This is a genomic window from Bradyrhizobium sp. CCBAU 53351 (assembly GCF_015291745.1).
In the GTDB taxonomy this organism is placed as follows: Bacteria; Pseudomonadota; Alphaproteobacteria; order Rhizobiales; family Xanthobacteraceae; genus Bradyrhizobium.
Window position 1 is genome coordinate 849,499 of record NZ_CP030059.1, and the last position, 24,712, is coordinate 874,210.

Genomic DNA, 24,712 nt, shown 5'->3' on the forward strand with positions numbered 1-24,712 from the left:
GATGCAGTTGCCGCTATTGACCGGCCGCGCCCCTCACTCCGCCGCCACCATCTGCTGCGTGCGCCACTGGCCAAGGAGCGCGCGCAGCGAGGCCGGCTTGACCGGCTTGTTCAGCACCGCGACGTTTTCGTCCCGCGCCGCGACCTGCACGGCGGGGCTGCGGTCGGCGGTGATCAGGATCGCGGGAATGCCGTCGCCGAAACGCCGGCGGATCTCGCGGATCGCGGCGATGCCGTTGCCGCGGTCGAGATGATAATCGACCAAAAGGCCGGTGACGCGGCGGCCGGCGGTCTCGATCGCGGCGATCGCGCCTTCGGGATCGGCGACCGCGATCACCTCGGCATCCCATGCTTTCAGCAGCGTGCGCATGCCGTCGAGGATCGCCGCGTCATTCTCGATGCAGACGATCAGGGCGCCCGAGATCGGTGTGCGCGCCAGCGGCGTCGCGCTGGTCACGGCGGCGGTGTGGGTGATCGCCTTGGCGGTCGGCACCGTCACGGAGAACACCGAGCCGCCGCTTTTGTTGCCGTCGATGGCGATGCCGTGCTTGAGCACCCGCGCGAGCCGTTCGACGATGGAGAGGCCGAGCCCCAGCCCGCGCGCGATCCGCGCGCCCTGCTCGAGGCGATGGAATTCCTTGAAGATCTCGCCGCGCTTGACCTGGGGGATGCCGACGCCGGTGTCGTAGACGCAGATCTTGAGCGACGGGCCCTGGCGGCGACAGCCGACCAGCACGCGGCCGCGCGGGGTGTATTTGATTGCGTTCGAGATCAAATTCTGCAGCAGGCGGCGCAGCAGCAGCCGATCCGACTCGACCGGCAGCGAGCAGGGCACGAAGGCGAGCTCCAGGCCCTTGGCGCGCGCGATCGGCGCGAACTCGATCTCCAGCGAGCGCATCAGATCGGCCATCTTGAAGCTCGAGATCGAGGTCGTCATCGCGCCGGCGTCCAGCCGCGAGATGTCCAAGAGCGCGCCGAGGATCTCTTCGATCGCCTGCAGCGATTCGTCGATGTTCTCGACCAGCCGCGTCTCCTCGCCGCTGTGCTGGCGCTCGACCAGGCTCGTGACATAGAGCCGCGCGGCGTTCAGCGGCTGCAGAATGTCGTGGCTGGCGGCGGCGAGGAAGCGGGTCTTGGAGATGCTGGCGTCCTCCGCCGTGCTCTTGGCCAGGGCCAGCTCGGAGTTCAGCCGCGTCAGCTCCTCGGTGCGGTCGCGCACGCGTTTTTCCAGCGTCGCGTTGGCGCGCTCCAGCGCTTCCGCCGCTTCGAAGCTGGGCGTGACGTCGGTGAAGGTTATAACGAAGCCGCCGCCGGGCATGCGGTTGGTGAGCACCTCGATCACCATGTGGCGTTCCGGCAGGCGTTCGAGATACGGCTCGCTGTCGGTGGTGTAGGCTATGAGCCGCTGCTCGATCATCGCCTCACGGTCGGCCTGATGGTCCGGATCGCTCACCCCCATGAATTCCAGGATCTCGCGCAAGGGCGTGCCGAACTGGACGATGTGCGGGGGCACGTTGAGGAGATCGCCGAACTGCCGGTTGGAGCAGATCAGCTGCAAATCGGCATCGAACACCGCGATGCCCTGGCGCACGTGGTTGAGCGCGGTCTGGAGGATCTCGCGGTTGAAATGCAGCGCCGCGTGCGAATCGTCGAGCAGTTTTAGCGCGGCTTTTGCCGACACCGTCCGCTTGCGCAGCAGGAGCGACATCACGAGGCGGGAGGAGGCCGCTCCAATCGAGGAGGCGATCAGGTGCTCGGCGTGCTGCAACAGCTCGAAATCAGCGGGGGCGCCGGGCTCCAGCCGGACGTTGCGCCGCGCGGAGAAGGCCTCGAAGGAGTGCCGCGCGCGGTCGGGGCCGAGATATTGCGCCACCGTAGTCTGGATGTCCTGCACTGTGACGGTGGTGCGCCAGCGGCGGAAACCCGGGGAGATCGGCGCGAGCGTGTTGGGGACGAACAGATCGGCCTGCAACAGCTCGATCGACGAGGGCCTTCGCGCCAGCGACAGCAGCACATAGGTCAGGATGTTGAGCGACAGCGACCAGATCACGCCGTGCATCAGCGGGGGCAGATCGGCGCCGAACAGCGCCTGCGGCCGCAGCGCCTCGATGCCGAACGGGCCGTGCTGGAGCAGCAGGATGCCCGACGTCGAGGAATCCATGAAGCTCGGCATGAACAGCGTGTAGAGCCACACCGCGAAGCCGACCAGCATGCCGCCGATCGCGCCGCGCGCGGTGGCGCGCCGCCAGAGCAATCCGCCGAAGAAGCTCGGGGCCAGCTGGGCGATGGCCGCAAAGGAGAGCAGGCCGATCGCGGCGAGCTGGGTATTGCCGAGCGCGCGATAGTAGAAATAGGCCATCACCATGATGGCGAAGATCGCGAGTCGCCGCGAGCGCAGCAGGAAGTCGCTGAAATCCGCGCCGCCGGTGCGCCCCTCGGGCCGCCGCTGCAGCACCAGGGGCACCACGAGGTCGTTCGAGACCATGATGGACAGCGCGACGCATTCCACGATCACCATAGCCGTGGCCGCCGAGAGGCCACCCACGAAGACAGCAACGCTGAGCAGTCCCGCACCGCCCTCCATCGGCAGCGCCAGCACGTACATGTCCGGATCGACCGCGCCAAAGGGGAAGCTGACGAGACCGGCGAGCGCAATCGGGATCACGAACAGATTGATGGCGACGAGGTAGAGCGGGAACAGCCAGCGCGCGCGGCTGACCTCGGCATCCGAGGAATTCTCGACCACGCTGACGTGGAACTGGCGCGGCAGCAGCATGATCGCGCACAGCGACAACAGCGTCATGGTCAGGAAGTTGCCGATCGACGGGGTGTAATCGATGGCGCGCACCGCCTCCGGCGTCTTCATCGCACGCTCGATCAATTCGTGCGGCGAGAACATCCAGAAGGTGACGAAGATGCCGACGGTGAGGAAGGCGACCAGCTTGATGGTGGATTCGGTGGCGACCGCCAGCATCAGGCCGTGCTGATGCTCGGTCGCGTCGGTCTGCCGGGTGCCGAACAGCACGGCAAAGGCTGCCATTGCCAGCGTCACCATCAGCGCCATGTCACCGACGATCGGGATGTGGGAGAAGGCCTGGTCTTCGCTCAGGATCGTCTGCAGCGAGGACGCCACCGCCTTGAGCTGAAGCGCGATGTAGGGCACCGAGCCGATGATCGCGATCAGCGCGACGGTCGCGGCCACCGCCTGGCTCTTGCCGTAGCGCGCGCCGATGAAGTCGGCGATCGAGGTGATGTTGTGGGCCTTCGCGAGCTGGATCACGCGGCGCAGGACGCCTGCGCCGAGGCCGATCATCAGGATCGGGCCGACATAGATGGCGAGGAAGTCGGTCGATGTGCGGGTGGCAAAGCCGACCGAGCCGAAGAAGGTCCAGGAGGTGCAGTAGATCGCCAGCGACAGCGGATAGATCCACCCGGAGGCACGGCCGGGCCCGGCCGGCGAGCGGCGGTCGCCATGGCTCGCTACCAGAAACAGAAAGCCGATATAGCCGAAGGCGGCGGCAATCACGCCCCAGTCGTGCAGCATGGGAAACGCGCTTCTCGAAAGGGCACCGGCGGCGCCCAAGCTCATTTTCCCTGTAAATCTAGCGCGTTGGGCGGGGCGAGGCGACAGCGAAATGCCGGGTGAGGGCGGGAACTGGGGATGTCGTTAAGGTCCGGAGCGCGGACGCCGGGACTTACCCTCCCCTGGAGGGGGAGGGTCGATCGCGCGAAGCGCGAGCGGCGTGGGGTGATCTATCCACTCGGGCACTGTTGGATGAGGAAACGCCGTCAGCCCACCCCGTCTCACATTTTCGCTGCGCTCAATGTGGGCCGACCCACGGGCGAGCTACGCTCGTCCCGGACCTCCAAGGGGAGGGTAAGAAAGAGCCTACTCCGCCGCCAGCGACTTCGCGCGCAGCGGCAGGCCGAGACGGTCCCAGACCTGCAGCAGGGCCTCGGCGAGCTGATCGATCAGGCCGTCGTCGTGATAGGGCGACGGCGTGATGCGCAGCCGCTCGCTGCCCTTGGCAACGGTCGGATAGTTGATCGGCTGGATGTAGATGCCGTGCTCCTCGAGCAGCAGGTCGGACGCCTGCTTGCACTTCTCGGGATCGCCGACGAACAGCGGCACGATGTGGGTGTCGCTCGACATCACCGGCAGGCCGGCGGCGTTGAGGATCGCCTTGACGCGGGCGGCGCGGTCCTGGTGGCGCTCGCGCTCCCAGTTCGAGGTCTTCAGATGCTTGATCGCGGCGGTCGCGGCCGAGCAGATCGCCGGCGGCAGCGCGGTGGTGAAGATGAAGCCCGGCGCATAGGAGCGCACGGCATCGATGATCTGGCCATTGGCGGCGATGTAGCCGCCGAGGCAGCCGAACGCCTTGGCGAGGGTGCCTTCGAGAACGTCGATGCGGTGCATGACGCCGTCACGCTCGGCGATGCCGCCGCCGCGCGGGCCGTACATGCCGACCGCGTGGACCTCGTCGACATAGGTCATCGCTTTGTACTTCTCGGCGAGATCGCAGATCTTGGCGAGCGGGGCGACGTCGCCGTCCATGGAATAGAGGCTCTCGCAGACGATCAGCTTCGGCCGGTTCGGATCGGCCGCCTTCAGCAGCTCCTCGAGATGCGCCAGATCGTTGTGGCGGAACACGACCCGCTCGCAGCCCGACTGGCGGATGCCCTCGATCATGGAATTGTGGTTGAGCTCGTCCGAGAGGATGAGACAGTTCGGAATGAGCTTTGCGATGGTCGGGATGCCGGTCTGGTTCGAGACATAGCCCGAGGTGAACAGCAGCGCGGCTTCCTTGCCGTGGAGATCGGCGAGCTCGGCCTCGAGCTGGACGAGCGGATGATGCGTGCCGGCGATGTTGCGGGTGCCGCCGGCACCGGTGCCGACGCGCGTCGCGGTCTCGACCATGGCACCGACCACCTTGGGGTGCTGGCCCATGCCGAGATAGTCGTTGGAGCACCAGATCACAACGTCGCGCTTGCCCTTGGGCGAGTGCCAGACCGCGTGCGGGAATCGGCCGGCCGTGCGCTCGAGGTCTGCGAACACGCGGTAACGCCGCTCGGCGTGGAGACGATCGAGGGCGGAATCGAAGAACTGATTGTAATCCATCGGCAAAACCTGCAACGGAACCCGGCCACGGCGGCCACTCGTTTTTAGAGCTTTTCCAGCTCTCATGTCTATGCGCCAGCACACATTTGGTGCGAGGCGCGCGGGTATATTGATAGCGCCGTCTCGCGGGCGATAGTTGATGTGGATCAAACGCCTAACAGTCGCCCGCCGGCGCGGACCATGGCTCCCGGGACAGTACGGGACCGTTGCATCCGGCTTGGACATTTTGTCCAAGGACCGCGCTCCGTCCATGACGGCCGGGCCGGTCGCGCCCGCAAGCGGGGCGAGATGAAGACAGCGCTCACGTCGTCCGGAATTGCAGCACGCCGTCCTTCGTCTCGGCCGTCAGCCGGCCCTCGACGATCATGTAATTGACGTGGGCGACGAGCTCGCCGGCGGCAAAGCCCATCTGGTGTTCGTCGAGCACGTGCTTGTTGAACACCACGGGCACCAGGGCGCGCGAAGTCTGCGGCACCTCGCGGCAGGCTTCCGCGATCAGGCGGCAGCGCTCCTCATGGTGGTCGGCGAGCTGCTTGATGCGGGTCTTCAATCCGGAGAACGGCACGCCGTGGCCGGGCAGCACCAGCACGTCATAGGGCAGCGTCGTGGTGAGGCTGGCGAGCGAGGCCAGATATTCGCCGAGCGAGTTCTGGTCGGGCTCGACCGCCCAGACGCTGACATTGGGCGAGATCTTGCTCAGCACCTGGTCGGCGGAAAGGAACAGCTTGTCGTCGGCGCAATACAGCATCACCTGGTCGAGCGCGTGGCCGCCGCCGGTGATTACCCTGAAGCGGCGCGTGCCGATCACGACGTCCTCGCCATGGGAGATGCGACGGTAGGAGGGCGGCAGCACCGAGACGCGCTTGAGATAATCCTGGCCGCGGCCCAGCAGCTTTTCGGTGAGCGACTCGTCCATGCCGTGGCGGCGGAAGAACAGCCGCTGCGCCTCGCGCCGCTCCTCGGTGCCGCGGTTCTGGTGATAGACCGATTGCAGATATTCGACCTGCGACATCACCAGCGGGCAGTTGAACCGCTCGACGATCCAGCCGGCGAGGCCGACATGATCGGGATGCGAGTGGGTGACGATCAGGCGCGTGATGGTGACGCCCTTCAGCGGCCCCTCGAACAGCTTGGTCCAGGCCTCGATGGTCTCCTCGTTGCCGAAGCCGGCATCGATCATCGCATAGCCGTCGCCGTCGGCGAGCAGGTAGATGTTCACGTGGTTGAGGCGGAACGGCAGCTTGAGCCGCGCCCACAACACGCCGGGCCGGACCTCGACGATCTCGTCGTGGCCGGGGTGCTGGTCCCAGGGATAGCGCAGGGCCTCGGCCGAGGACTGTGCCGAGGACTGCGCAATGTCGGTTTTTGCGTTCATGCTACCGGCTTAAACCCGCCGCGGGCGCCGCGCCAGCCGAAAAAGGGCGGGCCGTGGTCTCCGCATGGCGGTCATACCGGAGCATTTTTCCGTAGCCCGGATGGAGCGCAGCGCCATCCTGGCGACGGAAATGCCGGCGGCTTACGCCGCCCGCATGTTGTTGAGGAACGCGTCGATCTCACCGCGCAGCATGTCGGCCTCGCGGCGCAGCGCGTCGGAGGCGCCCAGCACCTCGTTCGCGGCGGCGCCGGCTTCGGCCGAGGCAGTGGAGACGCCGACGATGTTGCTGGAGACCTCGCTGGTGCCGCCGGCCGCATGCTGGATGTTGCGGGCGATCTCGCGCGTGGCCGCGCCCTGCTCCTCGACGGCGGCCGCGATCGTCGTAGTCACGTTGTCGATCTCGCCGATGATCCGGCCGATGCCCTGGATGGCGCCGACCGCCGACGTCGTGATGTTCTGCATGCTGGCGATCTGGCTGCGGATTTCCTCCGTCGCCTTGGCGGTCTGGCTCGCGAGGCTCTTCACCTCGGAGGCAACCACCGCGAAGCCGCGGCCGGCCTCGCCCGCGCGCGCCGCCTCGATGGTGGCGTTGAGCGCGAGCAGATTGGTCTGCGAGGCGATGGTCTGGATCAGATCGACCACGACGCTGATGCGGCTCGCGCTGTCGGCGAGGCTCTGCACCGTGGCGTCGGTCGCGCCGGCTTCGTCGACCGCCTTCTTGGCGATCGCGGCCGAGGTCACGACCTGCTTGCTGATCTCCTCGATCGAGGACGACAGCTGCTCGGTGCCCGACGACACGGTTTGCACGTTGACCGAGGTCTCCTCGGCGGCGGAGGCGACGGCGTTGACGAGCGCGTTGGACTGGTCTGCGGTGGTCGACATGCTCTGTGCGGTCGACTGCATCGAATTGGCCGACTGCGCCAGATTGTCGAGCGCGGAGCGCACCGTGTTCTCGAACTCGGCGATCTTCGCTTCCATGCGCGCGGCACGCTCGGCCTTGGCGATACGGTCCTTTTCCTGCTCGCCGGCGAGCGCCCGGGCTTCGATCATGCTGTCACGGAACACGGTCAGCGTTTCCTTCATCACGCCGATCTCGTCGTTCTGGCGGGAACGCACGATCTCGGTGTCGAGGTCGCCGGCCGACAGCAGCTGCATGGCGCGCTGAAGCTCGCGGATGCGGCGCAGGATGTTGCGGCCGACATAGAGCCAGACGAACAGCGCCGAGCCAACCAGCATCAAGGCGCCGAGCGCCAGCATCACGGTCGTCGCGAGCGAGGTCTCCTGCTGCGCCTGGGAGGTCGAGGCGTTGGTCTCCTTCTGCACGCCGTCGACGAGCTGCTGCACGCTGATGCCGAGGCCGACATTGAGCTTGCGGGTCTCGTCCAGGATGGTCTGGCCGTAATCGGCGGCGTCGAGCTCCTTCTCGCGCAGATTGAACACGCCGGTCTTGCCGGTGCCGAGCGCCAGCAGCTTCTCCGCGGTGTCGCGCAGCATCTTGTTGCCCTGATTGTCCGGCAACAGATCGAGGTTGGATCGCAGGCGGCCCTGGGCCGTCTTGAATTCCTTCTGGATGTCGTCGAGCTTGTCGCTGGTGTTGGCCGACAGCGCCGCGCTCATGTCGGCGGCAGCGAGATTGCCGCTGGCGACGACGTTGCCGAGCTGACCGACGGTCTGCGCCGCGTCGGAAGCATCCGCGGCGGACAGGTCGGCCGAGCCGAGAATGGCGTTGACCCGGGTCTGAGCGTCGAGCATTGCCGGGCTGGCCGCGCCGACGAAGGCGCCCTGCGCGGTGCGTAGCGCGTCATATTGCTTGTCGTGCAGGGCGGCGATGTCCAGCCGTTCGCGGGCGGCCTTGGCCAGGCTCTGCGCCGCCTCGTTGATGCTCTTCATCGTCTCGCTGAGGCCGGACACGACGGTCTTGTCGCCGCCGAGCTGGATGATCTCGGTGAGCTTCTGCTGCGTCTGCTCCTGCAGCTCCTTGAGCTTCTTGGTACGCTCGTTGAGCGCGTCCTCGCTTTGCGCCGCGAGCAGCGCCGGTCCCTGGGCCGCGAGGCTCGCGCTCAGCGCCGACAATTGCAGGCTGGCGGCAAGGCGCGGAATGTCCCGTCCGCTCAGCTCCGTCATGCGAGTTCCAAGATTCTGCAGCGCGAGGCCAGCGCCGGCTGCGATCACGAGGCCCATGCCCGCGATCACCGCGAAGGCCGTAAACAGGCTGCCACGCACGCCCCATGTCGGCATTTTGAATCGCGGCTTGAATCGACCAAGCAAACGGCCAACGCCCAGACGGATAGCCATCGAAAATTCCCCCAGCATTCTTGCTTCTCTTTGTGGCCGGCAGTATCGGCGCGGCCGGTTAAAAAATCGCAATCTCCGCAAACGGTTGTGCGCGTTCCGCAGAGCGAAAAAAGAAGGGCCGGCGAGATCGCCGGCCCTGTGTCATGGTAAAGTTGCGGTAACCGATCAGTAGCGCGCGCCGCCCGTGCTGGCCCAGTTGAAGCGGTAGTTGACGCCCGCCTTGATGGTGTGGTCGTCGGTGGTGAACTTGCCGGTGCCCACCAGCGGACCGCCGGTGAAGCTCGCGTCGCCGAAATTGTAATACTGGTACTCGGCCTTGGCCGACCAGTTCGGGGCGAACATGTATTCGAGGCCGGCACCGACGGTGTAGCCGTTGCGGTGATCGCCCGTGATGACGAAGGCGGTCGGCACGCCGCCGACGGTCACCTTCTCGTTGTTGTCGGAATAGGCGTAACCGCCCTTCACGTAGACGAGGCCGGGACCCCAGGTGTAGCCGACGCGGCCGGTGATCGAGCCGAGACCGCGCTGGTCGTTGGTGTAGGCGATTCCGCCCGGAAACACCGCGCCGACGCTGCCGGAGAGCCAGGAATACTGGCCCTCGACGCCGACCAGGAAGTTCGGATGGAACTGCCAGTCCCCGCCGACCTGCACGCCGCCGAGGAAACGGCCGTTGCCGTTGTTGCCGGTGGAGAGGCCGTTGAAATTGTTGTCGCTGGAGAACGCGCCGCCGACATGGCCACCGATGTAGAAACCGGTCCAGTTGTAGATCGGCGCGGCATAGGCCGGCGCGGGCGCCTTGTAATAGTTGCGGTTGCCGAGATCGGCACCGACGGCCGGTGCAGCCACGCCCACCACGAGCAGCGCAACCGTCGCAAACAGAATCTTCTTCATCGTCTTGAACTCCAGCACTCAATGTCCCCGGCAGGCGCGCTTTCCGCGCCGCGTTGGTTTTGCAGATAGCTCGCTTTTGACGAAAATGCTGTCACATGCATGGCACAGCGAGGCCCAACCTAACTTATTGGGCTGCAAATGGTTTTCGTGCTTAATGCCAGCTTAAGAAATGCTGAAGAAAGGCTTAAATTCATAGCGTTCCGGTAAGCTGCGTGCGTCCTTCGTTAACCAAGACGCCGGCGGGCCTCATCCCGCATCTGCGCGCGGAACGCCGCGCGCTTTGCGGGACGGTCTTCCTCGCGCACGTCATGGCGATCGAAGATGTCGAACTTCTCGAGGATCGGATAGCGCTCGCTCGCCATCGCGAGCACGCGCAGCACCTTGGTCGCGGATGGCGAGGGTCCGCTGACTTCCCAGCGCCGGATGGTGTCGGCGCCGCCCTTCTCCGGCAATCCGCAGAGCTTTGCCATGTCGGCCGCGGTGAGCTGTCGCTCGAGGGCATCGGAGAGGTCGACACGGAGCTGCTTCAGTTCGGGACCAGTCATGTCGCCTCAATGCGCGAAGTCGATGAGGCAATGCACTAGCGCTGATTCGGGTCCATCCGAAGGCGGGCCGTCGCGGCAGTCTCATCCACCGCGCCCTGCCAGCGCGATGCAATCGACCTCGACGTCGAACGGCCCGGGCCATGATGGGACGTGCACGAAGATGCGCGCAGGCGTCTCGTCCCGGAAGTAGCGGGCATAGACCTCGTTGAACGCGGCGAAATGCGCGAGATCTGGCGTGCAATAGACGTTGCACTTGATCACCTCGGCCAGCGACGATCCTGCCGCTTGCAGGCAGAGCTGCATCTGGTTCAGCACGATCTCGGCCTGTCGCTCGAATGGCAACGGCCTGACGTCGCCCGTGTCAGGATCGAACGGTGGCAAGCCGGACAGATAGACCAGGCCCTCGGCTATCACGACCGGATAGATCGGGCCTTTGCGGCGACGCTCCAGATAGGTCGATATCGGCTCCACGCGGATCCTCTTCATATGGCTCCTCCCGGGTTGCGGAGGCCATGGTAGAGCGCCCTCAGATCCAATGGTTCGGCCGCCGCCAAACCATTGCCGTTGCCGTGCCTAGGCGGTCGCGATACGGTTTGTCCATGGTCGCAGCGGCAAACATGGTCGAGGTGGCGGCGCTGGTGGGCGACACCGGGCGGGCCACGATGCTGGCGGCGCTGATGGGTGGACAGGCGCTGACCGCAAGCGAGCTCGCCTCTCGTGCGCGGATATCGAGATCGACCGCGAGCGGACACCTCGGCAAGCTGGTCCGCGCGCGGTTGCTCGACGTGACGCAGAAGCGGCGCAACCGCTATTACCGCATTGCCTCGCCGCTGATTGCCGGAATGCTGGAAGGCATCAAGGCAGTCGCCGCGATCGAGGTTCCGCAACGTCACCAACCGCGCTCGATCGGCGATGACCGGCTCCGCTTCGCGCGCACCTGCTATGACCATCTGGCTGGCCAACTGGGCGTCGCGATCGCAGATGCTCTCGTTGCCGAAGGGCACATTGTCCTCGCGGGTGACGGCGGCGAGGTAACGGCATCGGGGATCAACTTCCTCTCCGCATTCGGCGCGGCGCTGGGGCCGAAATCCGGAGGCCGGCGAATCTTCTGCCGTCCCTGCCTCGACTGGAGCGAGCGCCGCCATCACCTCGCCGGTCACGTCGGCGCGGAGATACACCGTTGCTGCCTGGAGCGCGGCTGGCTGAGGCGGGACCGCGACAGCCGAATCGTGCGCGTCACGCCGGCCGGCCAGATCGGTTTGCGCAAGACATTCGGCATCGATCTGAGCGGTGGCCGCGCTCCGGCACATTTGCGCGCGCACGGAGTTATGAACTTGTGCCTATGGACATCGTCCGCGGAATGAACAGATGGCACAAGGGGCCCCTGAGACCGAGGGATCAGCCATGAAAGGCATCAGATTCGCCATCGCCGCACTCATCTCTGCCGGACTGCTCCTCACGCCCTTCACGGCTGAGGCGAAGAAGCAGCGATCGAGCCGACATTCCAGCACCGGCGTGGTTGCCCCGAACTATGGCGGCGCGGCATCGCCGGCGGCGCAGCCGAGGGCGTCCTATGGCTCGTCGGGACCGTCAGTTGGCACGGTCACGGCGCCCTCGGTCGGATCATACAATTGGCCCTCGGTCGGCGTGACCAATTCCGTTCCGACCTGGAGCAACACCACCCGCTAGAGCGATGCAGGCCAGTGTGTGCCGGCAAGGTGCGATACAAGGCGCGATAGTTAGATTCCCCTGCGAGCCTGGTTTCCGATCACGCAGCGCCAGGCTGCCAGTCGCTCGGCCGGATGCTGGCTCATCCAGTCGGCGAGCTGCGGCGCGCCCATCAGGCAGGACTGCACCGAGACCTCGGCGAAATCCGAGGTGGTGACGATCTGCTCGTGACAATTGGTCGGAGAGGCGAGACTGCAAAGCACCGCGATGATCTTGATCACGACCGGGTGCTCCCGTCGCCGACGAACGCCCGGCCAAGCGGCGTCTTATCCTGACCTTCGCCGGAGGGATCAGCCGAAGGGAAGATGCTGTCGTAGATGGCGCGCGCTTCCTGGATGAGACGCATCCGCTCGCGCTCGGACTTCGAGACAAATCGAATGATTTCGCCCATGTTGGCTCCGTATCAATTGGCATCCGTCATCAGATGACGTGGATCATTCCATCATGACTTATGACTGCCACCCCGCTCTTGAAACGGGGGTGACCGATCACGTCACTATAAAAAACGCGTGAGCGCGCCCGGACGTCTCAACTTATCCGACGCCCTCGTGCGCCGAGTTGAGAAGCCGCTCGCCACTTCATATTCGTTGCAAGGCGCGGAGCCGGGCGACGAACGCTGGTGTCAGCTTTACTCCATGCCGTCATCAGCAAGGGATCATTCCGGAAAGCAAATGCCGCTGGACCGAATATGTTTCACGTCTTGGGACATCCAAGTTTTTGGAACCATCGCGAAGTTCGGTGATCGACGCGGGCGCCGGCTCACGCCGCCGGCGCGCGTTCCTTTCGTCCCGGCACGGCGGCCAGCAGCTCGCGCGTATAGGCGTGCTCCGGCGCGGCGAAGAGCTGTGCCGTCGGCTTCAATTCGACAATAGCGCCGCGCTGCATCACCGCGATCCGATCGCAGATTTGGGCGGCGACGCGCAAGTCGTGGGTGATGAACAGCATCGAGAGGCCGAGGCGTGCCTTGAGGTCTTCGAGCAGCCGCAAGACCTGCGCCTGCACGGAGACGTCGAGCGCGGAGACGGCTTCGTCCGCGACGATGATCTCCGGCTCGAGCGCCAGTGCGCGCGCAATGCCGATCCGCTGGCGCTGGCCGCCGGAGAATTCATGCGGATAGCGTTCGAGTGAACCGGCATCGAGGCCGACCATCTTGAGGAGATCACGGGCACGATCGAAGGCGACCTTCGGATCGACGCCGGCCGCGATCGGGCCGGCGGCGATGATGTGACCGATCTTGCGGCGCGGATTGAGCGAGGCGAACGGATCCTGGAAGATCATCTGGATGCGATGGCGCTCGGCGCGCAACGCCTTGCCAGCGAGCGAGGTGAGATCGGTCTCGCCGATCCGCACCGTGCCGCGGTCGGCCTCGATCAGCCGCATCACGAGGCGTGCCACCGATGATTTCCCGGAGCCGGATTCGCCGACAAGGCCGAGCGTCTCGCCCTTGAGGATGCTGAAATTGACCGCGCGCGCGGCATCGACGCGGCGGTCCTCGCGAAACCAGCCGCCCGATGTCACATAGGTTTTGTCAAGCCCGATCACCTCGACCGCCCTGGCCTGGTTGTCGAGGGGGCTGCGCGCCGGCGGATCCATGGAGGGGACGGCTGCGAGCAGCGCCTTGGTGTAGTCGTGCTGCGGCTCGCTGAAGACGGTCGCGGCCGGGCCTTCCTCCACGACCTTGCCGTGGCGGAGCACCACGACCTGGTCGGCGATGTCGGCGACCACGCCGAAATCGTGGGTGATGAACATCACCGCCATGTTGCGGCTCTGCTGGAGGTTGCGGATCAGCTTGAGGATCTGCGCCTGCGTGGTGACGTCCAGCGCGGTGGTCGGCTCGTCCGCAACCAGCACCGCGGGCTCGAGCGCGAGCGCCATCGCGATCATGGCGCGCTGGCGCTGGCCGCCGGAGAGCTGGTGCGGATAGGCGCGCACGATCCTTTCAGGGTCGGGCAGGCCGACCTCCCGGGCCAGCGCCAGCGCCTTGGCGCGCCGCTCCTTCGGCGTCAGCAGGCCGTGCGCCTCGAACATCTCCGCCATCTGGTCGCCGATCCGCATCAACGGATTGAGCGCGGTCATCGGCTCCTGAAAAATCATCGCGAGCCGGCGTCCGCGCAGATCGCGCCAGCCGTCGTCATCGAGCTTGAGAAGGTCGCGGCCTTCGAACTGGATCTCGCCGGAGGCGACAGCCACCGTATCGGGCAACAGACCCATCAGCGCATGGGCGCACATCGACTTGCCGGAGCCGGACTCGCCGACGACGCAAACGATCTTGCCGGGATGCAAGTCCAGCGAGACGCCGTCGACGGCGAAGGGACGTTCGGCACCCTTGGGCAGCGCGATCCTGAGGTTCTTGATGGAGACGGCGGGCGGGGCGGTCGTCATCTAGCGGCCCTCCCGCGACAGGCGCGGATTGAGCGCGTCGTTGAGGCCTTCGCCGATCAGGTTCAGCCCGAGCACGGAGATCAGGATGGCGACGCCTGGAAACACCGTGATCCACCAGGCCTGGCGGATCACGGTGCGGCCGGCGCCGACCATGTAGCCCCAGGAGATCAGATTGGGATCGCCGAGGCCGAGGAAGGACAGCGAGGATTCCAGCAGGATCGCGGTCGCCACCATCAGCGAGGCCAGCACGATCACCGGCGACAGCGCGTTGGGCAGGATCTCGCGCAGGATGATCCAGCTGTTGCTTTGCCCGGTGACGATTGCGGCCTGGACGTATTCGCGCGTGCGCAGCGACAGCACCTCGCCGCGCACGAGGCGGGCGACCGGCGGCCAGCTTACCAGCGCGATCGACGTCACGATCGAATAGATCGAAGGCTGCAGGATTGCGACCAGAACGATCGCGAGCGCGAAGCTCGGGATGGTCTGGAAGAATTCGGTGAAGCGCATCAGGGCATCGTCGACCCTGCCGCCGAAATAGCCGGCCATGGCGCCAATGGGGATGCCGACGACAAGTGCGACCAGTGTCGAGACGAGGCCGACCAGGAGCGAGACGCGGGCGCCGAAGATCATGCCGGCGAACACGTCGCGGCCGAGCGCGTCGGTGCCGAGCGGCACGGTCGACAGTGTGAACGGCGGCAGGAACGGCCGCTGCACCATGCGCCAGGGCGAGTTCGGGAACAGCATCGGTCCGAATACCGCGACCGAGATGGCAAGCAGCAGAATGATGAGCCCGATGACGCCGCTCGGGCTCTTGAGCATCGATGTCCAGAACTGTTTCATGAGGCGAATTCGATGCGCGGATCGACCAGGCGATAGACGAGGTCGGTGATGAGATTGAAGATCAGCACCATGGCGGAGCAGATCACGAAGACGCCGAGCAGCAGATTGTAGTCGCGCTGCAAGAGCGCGTCGTACATCAGCCGTCCGATGCCGGGCCAGGCGAACACGGTCTCGGTGATGACGGCGCCGCCGATCAGCGTGCCGGAATGCACGCCGGCCAGCGTCACGACCGGCAGCAGCGCATTGCGGAGCACGTGGCGGCGCTGGATCACGGCGTCGGAGAGGCCCTTTGCGCGCGCGGTCTTGACGAAGTCGAGCCGCTTCACCTCCAGCATCGAGGCGCGCGTCATGCGGGTGTAGGTCGCCATGAAAAACAGGCCGAGCGTCATCGCCGGCATGATCAGGTGCTTTGCGACGTCGACGACGTGGGAAAGGCCGGTGAGGTTGGCGCCGACCGTCTCGTAGCCGAAGCTCGGCAGCCAATCCATGGTGACCGAGAACAGCAAAATGCCCATCAACGCCACCCAGAACAGCGGCATGGCGTAGAAGATCAGCGCAAAGACCGTGATGGCGGTGTCGAGAAAGGTCCCGGCGAAGCGCGCGGCGAAGGTGCCGAAGAGAATGCCGAGCATCAGCGAGATCGCGAACGCGGTCAGCGTCAGCAGCAGCGTTGCCGGCAGCCGTTCGCCGATCAGTTTTGCGACCGGTGCCTGCTGGCGGAAGGAGAAGCCGAGGTCGAGGGTGACCACGCCCTTGACGTAGATGAAGAGCTGCTCCGGCAGCGGCTTGTCGAGGCCGAACTTTTCCCGGAGCTGTTGGACGAAGACCTGATCGCTGGCGCCGGCCTCGCCCGCCATCACCACCGCGGGATCGCCGGGCGCAAGCCGGATCAGGAAGAAGTTGAGGACGACGATCGCAAGCAGGACGATCACGCCCTTCACGATTCGTTGGGAGATGAAGGAGAGCATTCTAGACAGTCATCTTGGTAAGGTGACCTTTAGCCACGGAGACGGTGCGCTCCCTCGCCCCGCTCTTGCGGGGAGAGGGTCGGGGGGAGGGGGGACTCTCCGCGAGCGTATCAGCAGTTGGATTCGCGCGGACTCCCCCTCACCCGAATGTGCGCCATGCGCACATTCGACCTCTCCCCGCGAGCGGGGAGAGGTGAAGGAAGAGGCCCTCACTTGTCGAGCCATGCGTCCTTGAAGCCGTCGTTGACCCCGATCCCCGTGGTGATCAGGTTCTTGACCTTGCAGCGCGTGATGGTCGGAAATTGCAGCTCGAGCATCCAGGCCACCGGCACGTCCTCGACCAGGATCTTCTGCGCCTGCTTGTAGATCTCCTTGCGTTTGGAGTCCGGTGTGGCGACCGCGCCGTCGGCGAACAGCTTGTCGATCTCCGGGTTCGAGTAGCCCTCGACGTTGTTGAACACCTGACCCTTGGCGATGGCGCTGGAGACGTAGTTGCGTCCCACCCCGAGCGCGGGATCGCCGTACTGGTAGAGATAGGTGAAGGCGATGTCGTAGTCCCAATCGCCGATCTTCTGGTTGCCGCCGGCGACGTCGGTGGCGATGGTCTCGATGGTCATGCCGACGTCCTGGAGGTTCTGCTTCACGGCTTCACCCCAGCGCTGCCAGGTCTCGCCATAGGCGAGCGGCAGCAGACGGATCTTCTCGCCCTTGTAGCCGGCTTCCTTCAGCAGCGCCTTGGCCTTGGCCGGGTCGTACGGATATTTCTTCACGTCGTCGGTGTAATATTTGATGGTCGAGGCGGACGGCCCGGTCGCGACCTTGCCGAGCCCGTTCCAGATCACGTCCCTGGCGAAGTCGCGGTCGATCGCGTACATGATCGCCTGCCGCACCCGCTTGTCGGCGAGCGGACCCTGGCGGTTGTTGAGCCACAGCCAGGCCAGCGGCGAGAAGAACTCCCAGCCGGCGCCGGTGACGCAGGTGTCCTTCAGCTTGGACAGCCGTGGCACGTCGAAATTCTCGACCGAGCCGCCGGGCAGCACGTCGACCTTGCCCGTTTCATACGCCACCGAGCGCGCCGCGGCGTCGGGAATGATCTGCCAGTAGATCTCGTCGAGATAGGGCTTGCCCTTCTCGTAATAGTTCGGGTTTTTCGCCAGGCGGATGAACGAGCCCTTCTGCCATTCCTTGAACATGAAGGGGCCGGTGCCCACAGGGGCGTTGTTGTAGGGATTGGTCTTCCAGTCGGTGCCTTCATAGAGATGCTTCGGCACCATCGGCATCGAGCCGACCTCGAAGATGCCGAGGAACGGGCCGAACGGCTGCTTCAGCGTGAACACCACGGTGTAATCGTCGGGTGCTTCGACCTTGTCGACCTGGGCGAGGTTGTTGCGGGCGCGCGCATGGGTCTGCTTCAGCATCTCGATGGAGAACAAGACGTCCGCAGCGGTGAAAGGCTTGCCGTCGTGCCAGGTCACGCCCTTCCGGAGCTTGAAGGTGTAGGTCTTGGCGTCCTCGCTGACGCTCCAGCTCTCGGCGAGCTCCGGCTGGGGTTCGAGCTTGGGGCTGTAGCGCAGCAGCCCCTCGAAGATGTTGCCCGACACCATCTGGGTCGGGCCGTTCTGCACCAGTGCCAGCATCAGGCCGGGCGGCTCGGGCTGGATCACGGCATTGACCGTTCCCCCCGTTTTCGGCTCTTGCGCAAGAACTGGCTCAAATGCCGGGGCCGCAAGGCCGCAAGCCAGGAGGAGACCAAGCAACACTCGTTTCGGCATGTCGTATCTTTCTCAAGCGCGGCCAGCCGAAAACGCTTCGCAACGTCCTCGCGCGCAAAGCTGTGGCCAGCCCATCCCAGTCCCCATCCGATGGCGAGGCTCACATAGTCTCGTTCAGCGCCGCAAGATGAAAGTCGCGACAGTATCAGCACAAAAAATGTACAGCGCGTCCTGTTTTCACTTGATTCATCGCGGCGTCATGGAGACAAGTCGGCCATGGACAATGCCAGCCGCTCCGAACGATCCCGTAACGCCGCGCTCGAGGCGGCCATCGCGATCATCGCGCGCGATGGGCCGGGCCGGTTGACGCTCGACGCGATCGCGCGCGAGAGCGGCCTCAGCAAGGGCGGCGTGATGCATCAGTTCCGCACCAAGGAGGCGGTGCTGAAGGCGTTGCTCGAGCGGCAGATGGCGCATTTCGAGGAGTTCTCGACGCGTTATATGGCGAAGGCGAGCGAGACCTCCGCGAATCCAAATCTGGCGACTCAGCTCGCGACCGTGCGGGAAGCTGCGACCTCGCCGAATTCCGCCGCGCTGGCGCTGGTTGCGGCCATGGTGGAGAACCCTCGCCTGATGGCGCTGCCGCGCGAGCGCGAGATGGAGCGGATGGCGGCGATCCGGGAAGAGGCCGCGGACCCGGATCTTGCGATGCTGCGCTGGGCCGGAGCGATGGGACTGCTGCTGAGCTCGCTGTTCGGTATGTCGCCGCTCGGCAAGGACGAGCACGAGCGGCTGTTCGCGCGCCTGCTCGACGACGCACAATGGAGCGGTCTCGCCCAACCGGTGGCAACGCGCGCCGCCAAATCCGGAGCGGCACCGGTCGCGAAGGCGGCAACCCGGCGCAAGCGCGCCTGATTCCTCGTTAGCGAAATCCAATCGTGACCTGCACAAAGCCGCCCTGCGGCCAAATGCGCCGGGCCTTCATTTTCGAATTTTACAAACCGTCTAGTCGGTTTTATAAATCCAGCACTGAGGCAGCCCGAAGCTTCCGAGACGGCCCCGGACGAAGCCGAGGGTTGGCAATGGTGAGCGCCGCAGCCGCGTCCGGTCCTTGACGCGGCTGCGGTCGCCATCGCCGTGGAGAGCGCTGAGAGGAGTCTGAGATGAATCGCTCGATCGCCATGCGCGGTCTGGGAACGCTGGTGTTTTGCGCTGGCATGGGTGGCTGTGCCTCGGTTGCTCCCGTGCCCTATTCGGAGATGGCGTCCTCGGCCTTCCTGGCCCCGGACAAATCGGATGCCTCCGGCCGCGTGCCCTACCGCTATTCGACGCCGGTCGACTGGCGCGCATACAATAAGGTGATCCTCGATCCCGTCGTGGTCTACCGCGGCAAGGACCATCAGTTCGGCGACATGTCCGACAAGGACAAAGCGACGCTCGCCGCCTACATGCAGAATTGTTTCGCCGACCGGCTGCGCAGCCGCTTCGCGCTGGCGCGCGAGCGCGGACCGAACACGCTGCGGGTCAGGCTGACGCTCACCGGCGCCGTCACCAACACGCCGGTGCTCGGCACGCTCTCGCGCTTCGACATGGCCGGTGCGGTCTACAACGGCGTGCAGGCCGCGCGCGACGGCGAGGGCATGATGACCGGCTCGGTCATCTACGGCGTCGAGATCTTCGACGCGACGAGCTCGCGGCTGCTCTCGGCCTATGTCACCAAGCAATACCCGGCTGCCTACGACATCAAGGCCACCACCGGCGCGCTCGCGGCCGCGACGGCCGGCCTCGACAAGGGCGCCGACGCGCTGATGGCGCAGCTGAACTGACGCCGCGATCCATTCAACGAAAGGTGCTGCCGATGAACATTCTCCTTCGCTTCCTGCTGCGCATTGCGATCACGATCGTGATGCTGGCGTTTGGCGGCCGAGCCGGCGCTGGTGCCCCGGCAGATCCGAGCGGCACATGGCTGGTCGAGGACGGCCGCGCCCGCATTCGCCTCGAGCGTTGCGGCCCCTCGCGCGACCGCCTCTGCGGCTTCATCGTCTGGATGAAGGAGCCGGCCGACAAGCGCGGCCAGCCCTATCGCGACACCCAGAATCCGGATCCGGACAAGCGCGCTCGTATGCTGCTCGGCCACCAGCTCATCATGGGCTTGCAGGCGACGCAGGAGGGTCGGTTTGCCGGCGACATCTATAATGCCGAGGACGGCAAATCCTATTCGGTCTCGGTGTGGCGCGAATCCGGCGATCGCCTCAAGTTGAAAGGCTGTCTCATCAAATTCCTGTGCCAGACCCAGACTTGGCAGCAGACCCTCGACGTGCTGCCCGGCCAGCTCGTCGGCCTGACCGGCGACCTCAATGGCCCGCGTGCCGACAAGGAGTGGGCGATGGTGCCGGCCCCGAGGCCGATAGCGGCGAAAGCGAAGTAGCCGTCAGGAGGTCCGCAGCGCCCGTCGCAATTCGTCGAGCGCCTCTGTGAGCTGCTCGCGGTGCGCGATGTCGTCCTTGGGGATGCCGGCGACGCTTCCGGCGAGTTCACGCAGGATGCCGGCGAGCAGGCCGAAATTGATGTGCAGATGCACCGATTTGCGTTCGTCGGCAGCTCCCGGATGCTGCAGCACCAGCGCAAAGCCGCTGCCGTCGAGCCGCGCCTCGAACCGCGACGAATGCTCGAAAGTGCCGACATAAAACTTGTCGGGATATTCGAGCGCGACCTCTGCCTTGTCGGGAACCGGTCTGGACATGTGAGCCTCGTTGATACCGGTCGATTCTGGCCGGGAATAGAACGGGCCGCCTTGCGATAGGTCAGAGGCGGCATGCGGATTTGATCCGGATCAAAGTGAGGCCGCCGCTTTTGCGATCCAATGGCAACTGGCGGGCCCCGGCACTCCGCGTCGCGTTCCCTCGAGCCGGTGAGACGATCGATGGACTTGCAGGCCACGAATATCCCGGCGGTTGACGACAACGGACCTGATGTCGCCGGCCTCGAGCCACCGCCGGATGCGGGCGTGCAGCACTGCCTGCAATTGCTCGGCAATGCCGGCCTGCGCCCGACGCGCCAGCGTCTCGCGCTCGGCCATTTGCTGTTCCTGAACGGCCATCGTCATGTCACCGCCGAGAGCCTCTATGAAGAGGCGATCGCGGCGAACGCCGATCTGTCGCTGGCGACCGTCTACAACACGCTGAACCAGTTCACCGAGGCCGGCCTGCTCCGCCGGATCGCCGCCGACGGCATCAAGTCGTTCTTCGACACCGACACCTCGGTGCATCCGCACTTCTATCTCGAAGGCGAGGACATGCTGGTCGACGTTGCCGAAGGCCTCGTCTTCACTGGGATGCCCGAGGCGCTTCCCGGCCACGAGATCGCCCGGCTCGACGTCATCGTCCATCTGCGCCGCAAGCGGACGTAGCGCCACACTTCACCGCAACCCCGCGCGCCTGAATCCTTCGAGATAGTGCGCGCGATCGGCGTCGTTGGCCCAGGGCAGCTGCGTCGCGATCCAGTGCAGCGAGATGCCCGGCTGGGCCCGGCGCAACTCGCCCAGCGCCGCCTCCGCGAGCATGCCGTCGCCCGTCATGCCGGCCGAGACCGCGAGCACGCGGTAGGCGCCGGTGAGATCGCCGCGATGGCGGATCGCCTCGCGTGCGAGCGCGATGGCCTCGTCGTAATGGCGTTCGGTGAAGCGCGCATAGCCGGCGACGCCCTGATAAATCGCCAGCGAGGGATCGCGCGGCGACAGCCGGATCGCCCTCTGCGCGGCCTCGAACGCCTCCCTCGGCCGACCGGCATAGGACAGCGCCAGCGCGTAATAGCCCTGCGCCAGCGAGAAGTTCGGATTGAGCGCGAGCGCCCGCTCGAATTCGGACAGCGCGTCCGTAAGCCTGCGCGTCGAGAAATAGACGCTGCCAAGCGCGACATGCGCCCAGGCATCCTCATGGTCGCAGCGAACCGCGGCCAGCGCGGCGGCTTCCGCCACTGGGGCCACCGCGGTGAGATGGGACCAGCCGAGATGCGCGCCGAACATGTCATTGGCCGCCAGCAGCGACAGCGCCTGTCCGTAGTTCGGATCGATCGCGATCGCGCGTTCGAGCAGCGTCCGCGCGGCCTCGTGATCGCACCTCGTCACCTTCCAAAAATGCGACAGCGCCCGCATCAGGAGATCCCACGCGTCCAGGCTCGCGGGCCCCTTGCAGTGGGCGCGAAAACTCTCGGCCGCGTGAATCTGCGGCTCGATCGCCGCGGCAATCGCGTTGGTGATCTCGTCCTGGACGGCGAAGACGTCGACCAGCTCGCGGTCATAGCGCTCGGCCCACAGATGGCTGCCCGAATTGGCATCGTTGAGCTGTGCGGTGATGCGGACCCGGCTGCCCACCTTGCGCACGCTGCCTTCGACCACGTAGCGGACGCCGAGCTCCTCCGCGATCTGCCGGATGTGGACTGCGCGTCCCTTGTAGGTGAAGGACGAGTTGCGCGCGATCACCATGAACCAGCGCTGCTTCGACAGCGCGGTGAGGATGTCCTCGCTGATGCCGTCGCCGAAATAATCCTGTGCGGGGTCGCCGCTCATGTTCTCGAAGGCGAGTACCGCGACCGCCGGGCGGTCCGCCGCGCGCGGCAGAGCGAGCCTGGCTTCAGCCGGCACGATCGAGGCTGCCGCTTCTTCCCGGACTTCGCCGACGAAGCGAAAGCCCTTGCGCGGAATGGTCTTGATCAGCCGCTGTGTCGCGCCGTCGTCGCTGATCGCCTTGCGTGCGGCGTTGATCCGGCTGTTCAGCGCCGAATCCGAGATGATCCGGTCGCTCCAGATCTGGCTGATCAGGTCATCCTTGCTGACGACACGCGCACGTTGTGCGACGAGATAGAGCAAGAGATCGAATACTTGTGGCTGCAACGGCACGGCCGCCCCGCCGCAGGTGAGCTCCCGCAGGTCGCCGTCGAGCACGTTGTTTTCAAAGCAAAATCGCACGGCTTCATCATCTCAAGCAAAAATCAAAGTCGTCTCAGGCGAAAATCAATGGTCCGCGAAAGCCCCGGGCCCGTCCGGGGTGCATGGTGAAGCAACCAACGAAGTGCCGGCGTTCTGGCACAACGGAGCTGTTTCATGACCCAACTCGATCATCAGGTTCATTCGATTGGCCCGGGGGTTGCGGGCTTGCGGAGTTTCAAAATCATCGCCTTTTTGTACGGAATTGCGGCGTATCTCGTTTTTTTCGTCACCATTCTCTACGCCATCGGCTTCGTCACGGGTCTGGTGGTGCCCAAGACGATCGACAAGACCATCGACATTGGAACCCAGAGTTCGACGACCGAGGCCGTCATCATCAACCTGCTCCTGATGTCGATCTTCGCCGTTCAGCACAGCGTGATGGCGCGGCAGCAATTCAAGGCGTGGTGGACGCAGTTCGTCCCCAAGCCGGTCGAGCGAAGCACCTATGTGCTGCTGGCGAGCCTGTCATTGCTTCTCCTGTTCTGGCAGTGGCGTCCGTTGCCTGCGGTCATATGGAACGTCGAGAATCAGAATCTTGCCGTGACCCTGGTCACGCTGTCCTTCGCGGGCTGGGTCCTGGTGTTCACCAGCACCTACCTGATCAATCATTTCGAATTGTTCGGATTGCATCAGGTGACCAACCACCTGATCGGGAAGGAGACGCCGCCGCCGCGCTTCAAGACGCCACTGCTCTACAATTTCGTCCGCCATCCGATCTATCTCGGTTTCATCATTGCGTTCTGGGCGGCGCCGACCATGACCGCGGGCCATCTGCTGTTCGCGGCCGTCACCACGCTCTACATCTTCGTCGGCATTGCGCTGGAGGAGCACGACCTCGTCGCGCTCTTCGGCGACGAGTACCGGCAGTACAAACAACGGGTAGCGATGCTTATTCCCTGGCGCCGGTCACACTAGCGCAGGCGCGGCGCCGCGCGTCCCCCGAACGGAGGACGTCCGGTCGCGTCGTGTGAGTTACGCAAGCCTCGCACGCGTGCGTCCCCTCAAAGTCCCCCGGGGTGATCTCCCCCTTCACCCCGACACCCTCTCCCCGCATCCCGCCTTCCCGAGCTATCGTGGAACAGGGGGCGGGGAGAGGATTTCTCCCCTTCATCAAACGGAGACGACCCAATGAGACATGTCGGAAACTGCTTTTGTGGCGCCGTGACGATCGAGGTCACGGGTGCCCCGGAGGCGATGGGCTATTGCCATTGCCGCTCCTGCCGGTCGTGGTCGGGAGGCCCGGTCAACGCCTTCAGCCTCTGGAAACCCGAGGCGGTCCGCGTCAGCGAAGGCGCCGAGAATGTCGAGACCTTTGCCAAGACTCCGCTGAGCCAGCGCCAGTTTTGCAAGAAGTGCGGCGGTCATCTCATGACCAACCACCCGCCGCTCGGCCTCATCGACGTTTTCACCGCCACCATCCCGACACTCGCTTTCGCGCCCGGCGTTCACGTCAACTATGCCGAGACCGTGTTGCCGATGCGCGACGGCCTGCCCAAGTTGAAGGATTTTCCGGCCGAGTTCGGCGGCAGCGGCGAGATGATGCAGGAATAGCGGCGCCGGAATCATGAGGGCGGCGGTGCGCCGCCCTCTTAGTCTTCAAGGCAGAACGACGACGGCCTAGCCGCCGCGCGATTCGACGACCTTGCGGCAGCTCTCCGAGAGCTTCGACTTGTTCTCGCGCAGGCAGGCATTCATCTGCGGCGGCTTGCCGATATGTTCGGCGCAGAACTTGCTGGCATCGCCGCGGCAGGCCATTTGCTCCTGAACCGATGGCCCGGATTGCGCAGACGCGGGCAGGGCGGCAGTGGCGAGCAGCAGCGCGGCAAGAACCGAAATCTTCATAAAGCACCTCTTTGGGATTGTCGTTGGTC

24 protein-coding genes are annotated in these 24,712 nt (G+C 65.2%); 8 read left to right on the plus strand and 16 right to left on the minus strand.

Annotated features, from left to right (window positions below; translation table 11 throughout):
• Window positions 1-33 precede the first annotated feature (33 nt).
• From XH83_RS04015 to XH83_RS04045, 7 genes are all read right to left on the minus strand, one after another.
• Window positions 34-3,543, minus strand: coding sequence for a PAS domain-containing hybrid sensor histidine kinase/response regulator (locus XH83_RS04015; protein ID WP_194405786.1), 3,510 nt, complete (start codon window positions 3,541-3,543; stop codon window positions 34-36).
• 345 nt (window positions 3,544-3,888) lie between these two features.
• On the minus strand, window positions 3,889-5,118 hold the full coding sequence (hemA, locus tag XH83_RS04020) for a 5-aminolevulinate synthase (RefSeq protein ID WP_194405787.1): 1,230 nt from the start codon (window positions 5,116-5,118) through the stop codon (window positions 3,889-3,891).
• Window positions 5,119-5,419: 301 nt separating this feature from the next.
• Window positions 5,420-6,493, minus strand: a complete 1,074-nt coding sequence (locus tag XH83_RS04025; RefSeq protein ID WP_194405788.1) for an MBL fold metallo-hydrolase — start codon at window positions 6,491-6,493, stop codon at window positions 5,420-5,422.
• Window positions 6,494-6,634: 141 nt separating this feature from the next.
• Window positions 6,635-8,788, minus strand: a complete 2,154-nt coding sequence (locus XH83_RS04030) for a methyl-accepting chemotaxis protein (protein ID WP_194405789.1) — start codon at window positions 8,786-8,788, stop codon at window positions 6,635-6,637.
• Window positions 8,789-8,953: 165 nt separating this feature from the next.
• Window positions 8,954-9,679, minus strand: a complete 726-nt coding sequence (locus XH83_RS04035) for an outer membrane protein (RefSeq protein WP_194405790.1) — start codon at window positions 9,677-9,679, stop codon at window positions 8,954-8,956.
• A gap of 224 nt (window positions 9,680-9,903) precedes the next feature.
• Entirely contained in the window at window positions 9,904-10,224 is a 321-nt protein-coding gene (locus tag XH83_RS04040; protein WP_194405791.1) for a hypothetical protein, read from the minus strand.
• An 81-nt stretch (window positions 10,225-10,305) separates the two neighbouring features.
• Window positions 10,306-10,710, minus strand: coding sequence for a RidA family protein (locus tag XH83_RS04045; protein WP_194405792.1), 405 nt, complete (start codon window positions 10,708-10,710; stop codon window positions 10,306-10,308).
• 131 nt (window positions 10,711-10,841) lie between these two features.
• Here XH83_RS04045 and XH83_RS04050 point away from each other — a divergent pair, with 131 nt between their 5' ends.
• Together XH83_RS04050 and XH83_RS04055 are read left to right on the plus strand one after the other, a co-directional pair.
• The gene (locus XH83_RS04050; RefSeq protein ID WP_246776412.1) at window positions 10,842-11,588 is read left to right on the plus strand and encodes a helix-turn-helix transcriptional regulator; all 747 of its coding nucleotides are present in this window, start codon (window positions 10,842-10,844) and stop codon (window positions 11,586-11,588) included.
• 40 nt (window positions 11,589-11,628) lie between these two features.
• Window positions 11,629-11,913 (plus strand): hypothetical protein, encoded by a 285-nt coding sequence (locus XH83_RS04055; protein WP_194405794.1) that lies wholly within the window; start codon window positions 11,629-11,631, stop codon window positions 11,911-11,913.
• 50 nt (window positions 11,914-11,963) lie between these two features.
• Here the strand turns inward: XH83_RS04055 and XH83_RS04060 are convergent, their stop codons facing one another.
• The 6 genes from XH83_RS04060 to XH83_RS04085 all read right to left on the minus strand — a co-directional run bounded on the left by XH83_RS04060 (window position 11,964) and on the right by XH83_RS04085 (window position 17,914).
• The gene (locus tag XH83_RS04060) at window positions 11,964-12,173 is read right to left on the minus strand and encodes a hypothetical protein (protein WP_194405795.1); all 210 of its coding nucleotides are present in this window, start codon (window positions 12,171-12,173) and stop codon (window positions 11,964-11,966) included.
• A complete protein-coding gene (locus XH83_RS04065; RefSeq protein ID WP_194405796.1) occupies window positions 12,170-12,343 on the minus strand; it encodes a hypothetical protein in 174 nt (57 codons plus the stop codon). The genes XH83_RS04060 and XH83_RS04065 overlap by 4 nt, the downstream gene beginning before the upstream one ends.
• 368 nt (window positions 12,344-12,711) lie before the next feature.
• Window positions 12,712-14,334 carry an ABC transporter ATP-binding protein gene (locus tag XH83_RS04070; RefSeq protein ID WP_194405797.1) on the minus strand — a complete coding sequence of 541 codons (1,623 nt, stop codon included), beginning with the start codon at window positions 14,332-14,334 and terminating at the stop codon, window positions 12,712-12,714.
• Window positions 14,335-15,174: an ABC transporter permease gene (locus tag XH83_RS04075; RefSeq protein ID WP_194405798.1), complete on the minus strand. Its 840-nt coding sequence runs from the start codon at window positions 15,172-15,174 to the stop codon at window positions 14,335-14,337.
• Window positions 15,171-16,142 carry an ABC transporter permease gene (locus XH83_RS04080; RefSeq protein WP_194405799.1) on the minus strand — a complete coding sequence of 324 codons (972 nt, stop codon included), beginning with the start codon at window positions 16,140-16,142 and terminating at the stop codon, window positions 15,171-15,173. Before XH83_RS04080 ends, XH83_RS04075 begins: the two co-directional genes overlap by 4 nt.
• Window positions 16,143-16,351: 209 nt before the next feature.
• Window positions 16,352-17,914 carry an ABC transporter substrate-binding protein gene (locus XH83_RS04085; protein ID WP_194405800.1) on the minus strand — a complete coding sequence of 521 codons (1,563 nt, stop codon included), beginning with the start codon at window positions 17,912-17,914 and terminating at the stop codon, window positions 16,352-16,354.
• A gap of 216 nt (window positions 17,915-18,130) precedes the next feature.
• Between XH83_RS04085 and XH83_RS04090 the strand changes: the two genes are divergently transcribed.
• From XH83_RS04090 to XH83_RS04100, 3 genes are all read left to right on the plus strand, one after another.
• Entirely contained in the window at window positions 18,131-18,769 is a 639-nt protein-coding gene (locus XH83_RS04090) for a TetR/AcrR family transcriptional regulator (RefSeq protein ID WP_194405801.1), read from the plus strand.
• Window positions 18,770-19,017: 248 nt separating this feature from the next.
• On the plus strand, window positions 19,018-19,680 hold the full coding sequence (locus tag XH83_RS04095) for a DUF3313 domain-containing protein (protein ID WP_194405802.1): 663 nt from the start codon (window positions 19,018-19,020) through the stop codon (window positions 19,678-19,680).
• A gap of 32 nt (window positions 19,681-19,712) precedes the next feature.
• Window positions 19,713-20,282, plus strand: a complete 570-nt coding sequence (locus XH83_RS04100) for a DUF2147 domain-containing protein (RefSeq protein WP_194405803.1) — start codon at window positions 19,713-19,715, stop codon at window positions 20,280-20,282.
• A gap of 3 nt (window positions 20,283-20,285) precedes the next feature.
• Here the strand turns inward: XH83_RS04100 and XH83_RS04105 are convergent, their stop codons facing one another.
• Complete coding sequence (locus XH83_RS04105) at window positions 20,286-20,597, minus strand: hypothetical protein (protein WP_194405804.1); 312 nt, start codon at window positions 20,595-20,597, stop codon at window positions 20,286-20,288.
• A 180-nt stretch (window positions 20,598-20,777) separates the two neighbouring features.
• On the opposite strand from XH83_RS04105, the gene irr reads away from it, so the two are divergent.
• Window positions 20,778-21,263 (plus strand): Fur family transcriptional regulator Irr, encoded by a 486-nt coding sequence (gene irr, locus XH83_RS04110; RefSeq protein ID WP_194405805.1) that lies wholly within the window; start codon window positions 20,778-20,780, stop codon window positions 21,261-21,263.
• A 9-nt stretch (window positions 21,264-21,272) separates the two neighbouring features.
• On the opposite strand, the gene XH83_RS04115 is transcribed toward irr, so the two are convergent.
• Window positions 21,273-22,820, minus strand: coding sequence for a winged helix-turn-helix domain-containing tetratricopeptide repeat protein (locus XH83_RS04115; protein WP_194405806.1), 1,548 nt, complete (start codon window positions 22,818-22,820; stop codon window positions 21,273-21,275).
• Window positions 22,821-22,955: 135 nt separating this feature from the next.
• On the opposite strand from XH83_RS04115, the gene mddA reads away from it, so the two are divergent.
• Both mddA and XH83_RS04125 read left to right on the plus strand, forming a co-directional pair.
• Window positions 22,956-23,756 (plus strand): methanethiol S-methyltransferase, encoded by an 801-nt coding sequence (gene mddA, locus XH83_RS04120; RefSeq protein ID WP_194405807.1) that lies wholly within the window; start codon window positions 22,956-22,958, stop codon window positions 23,754-23,756.
• A 213-nt stretch (window positions 23,757-23,969) separates the two neighbouring features.
• Complete coding sequence (locus tag XH83_RS04125) at window positions 23,970-24,392, plus strand: GFA family protein (protein ID WP_194405808.1); 423 nt, start codon at window positions 23,970-23,972, stop codon at window positions 24,390-24,392.
• 66 nt (window positions 24,393-24,458) lie between these two features.
• On the opposite strand, the gene XH83_RS04130 is transcribed toward XH83_RS04125, so the two are convergent.
• Window positions 24,459-24,683, minus strand: a complete 225-nt coding sequence (locus XH83_RS04130) for a hypothetical protein (protein ID WP_194405809.1) — start codon at window positions 24,681-24,683, stop codon at window positions 24,459-24,461.
• Window positions 24,684-24,712: the final 29 nt, after the last annotated feature.

Excerpts from the sequence above, each read along its gene's own strand:
- XH83_RS04050 (WP_246776412.1), top strand. The coding sequence starts at position 10,842 with ATGGTCGAGGTGGCGGCGCTGGTGGGCGACACCGGGCGGGCCACGATG.
- hemA (WP_194405787.1), bottom strand. The coding sequence starts at position 5,118 with ATGGATTACAATCAGTTCTTCGATTCCGCCCTCGATCGTCTCCACGCC.
- XH83_RS04130 (WP_194405809.1), bottom strand. The coding sequence starts at position 24,683 with ATGAAGATTTCGGTTCTTGCCGCGCTGCTGCTCGCCACTGCCGCCCTG.
- XH83_RS04015 (WP_194405786.1), bottom strand. The coding sequence starts at position 3,543 with ATGCTGCACGACTGGGGCGTGATTGCCGCCGCCTTCGGCTATATCGGC.
- XH83_RS04025 (WP_194405788.1), bottom strand. The coding sequence starts at position 6,493 with ATGAACGCAAAAACCGACATTGCGCAGTCCTCGGCACAGTCCTCGGCC.
- XH83_RS04070 (WP_194405797.1), bottom strand. The coding sequence starts at position 14,334 with ATGACGACCGCCCCGCCCGCCGTCTCCATCAAGAACCTCAGGATCGCG.
- irr (WP_194405805.1), top strand. The coding sequence starts at position 20,778 with ATGGACTTGCAGGCCACGAATATCCCGGCGGTTGACGACAACGGACCT.
- XH83_RS04045 (WP_194405792.1), bottom strand. The coding sequence starts at position 10,710 with ATGAAGAGGATCCGCGTGGAGCCGATATCGACCTATCTGGAGCGTCGC.
- XH83_RS04035 (WP_194405790.1), bottom strand. The coding sequence starts at position 9,679 with ATGAAGAAGATTCTGTTTGCGACGGTTGCGCTGCTCGTGGTGGGCGTG.
- XH83_RS04040 (WP_194405791.1), bottom strand. The coding sequence starts at position 10,224 with ATGACTGGTCCCGAACTGAAGCAGCTCCGTGTCGACCTCTCCGATGCC.
- XH83_RS04080 (WP_194405799.1), bottom strand. The coding sequence starts at position 16,142 with ATGCTCTCCTTCATCTCCCAACGAATCGTGAAGGGCGTGATCGTCCTG.
- XH83_RS04065 (WP_194405796.1), bottom strand. The coding sequence starts at position 12,343 with ATGGGCGAAATCATTCGATTTGTCTCGAAGTCCGAGCGCGAGCGGATG.
- XH83_RS04100 (WP_194405803.1), top strand. The coding sequence starts at position 19,713 with ATGAACATTCTCCTTCGCTTCCTGCTGCGCATTGCGATCACGATCGTG.
- mddA (WP_194405807.1), top strand. The coding sequence starts at position 22,956 with ATGACCCAACTCGATCATCAGGTTCATTCGATTGGCCCGGGGGTTGCG.
- XH83_RS04095 (WP_194405802.1), top strand. The coding sequence starts at position 19,018 with ATGAATCGCTCGATCGCCATGCGCGGTCTGGGAACGCTGGTGTTTTGC.
- XH83_RS04030 (WP_194405789.1), bottom strand. The coding sequence starts at position 8,788 with ATGGCTATCCGTCTGGGCGTTGGCCGTTTGCTTGGTCGATTCAAGCCG.
- XH83_RS04085 (WP_194405800.1), bottom strand. The coding sequence starts at position 17,914 with ATGCCGAAACGAGTGTTGCTTGGTCTCCTCCTGGCTTGCGGCCTTGCG.
- XH83_RS04105 (WP_194405804.1), bottom strand. The coding sequence starts at position 20,597 with ATGTCCAGACCGGTTCCCGACAAGGCAGAGGTCGCGCTCGAATATCCC.
- XH83_RS04075 (WP_194405798.1), bottom strand. The coding sequence starts at position 15,174 with ATGAAACAGTTCTGGACATCGATGCTCAAGAGCCCGAGCGGCGTCATC.
- XH83_RS04055 (WP_194405794.1), top strand. The coding sequence starts at position 11,629 with ATGAAAGGCATCAGATTCGCCATCGCCGCACTCATCTCTGCCGGACTG.
- XH83_RS04125 (WP_194405808.1), top strand. The coding sequence starts at position 23,970 with ATGAGACATGTCGGAAACTGCTTTTGTGGCGCCGTGACGATCGAGGTC.
- XH83_RS04090 (WP_194405801.1), top strand. The coding sequence starts at position 18,131 with ATGGACAATGCCAGCCGCTCCGAACGATCCCGTAACGCCGCGCTCGAG.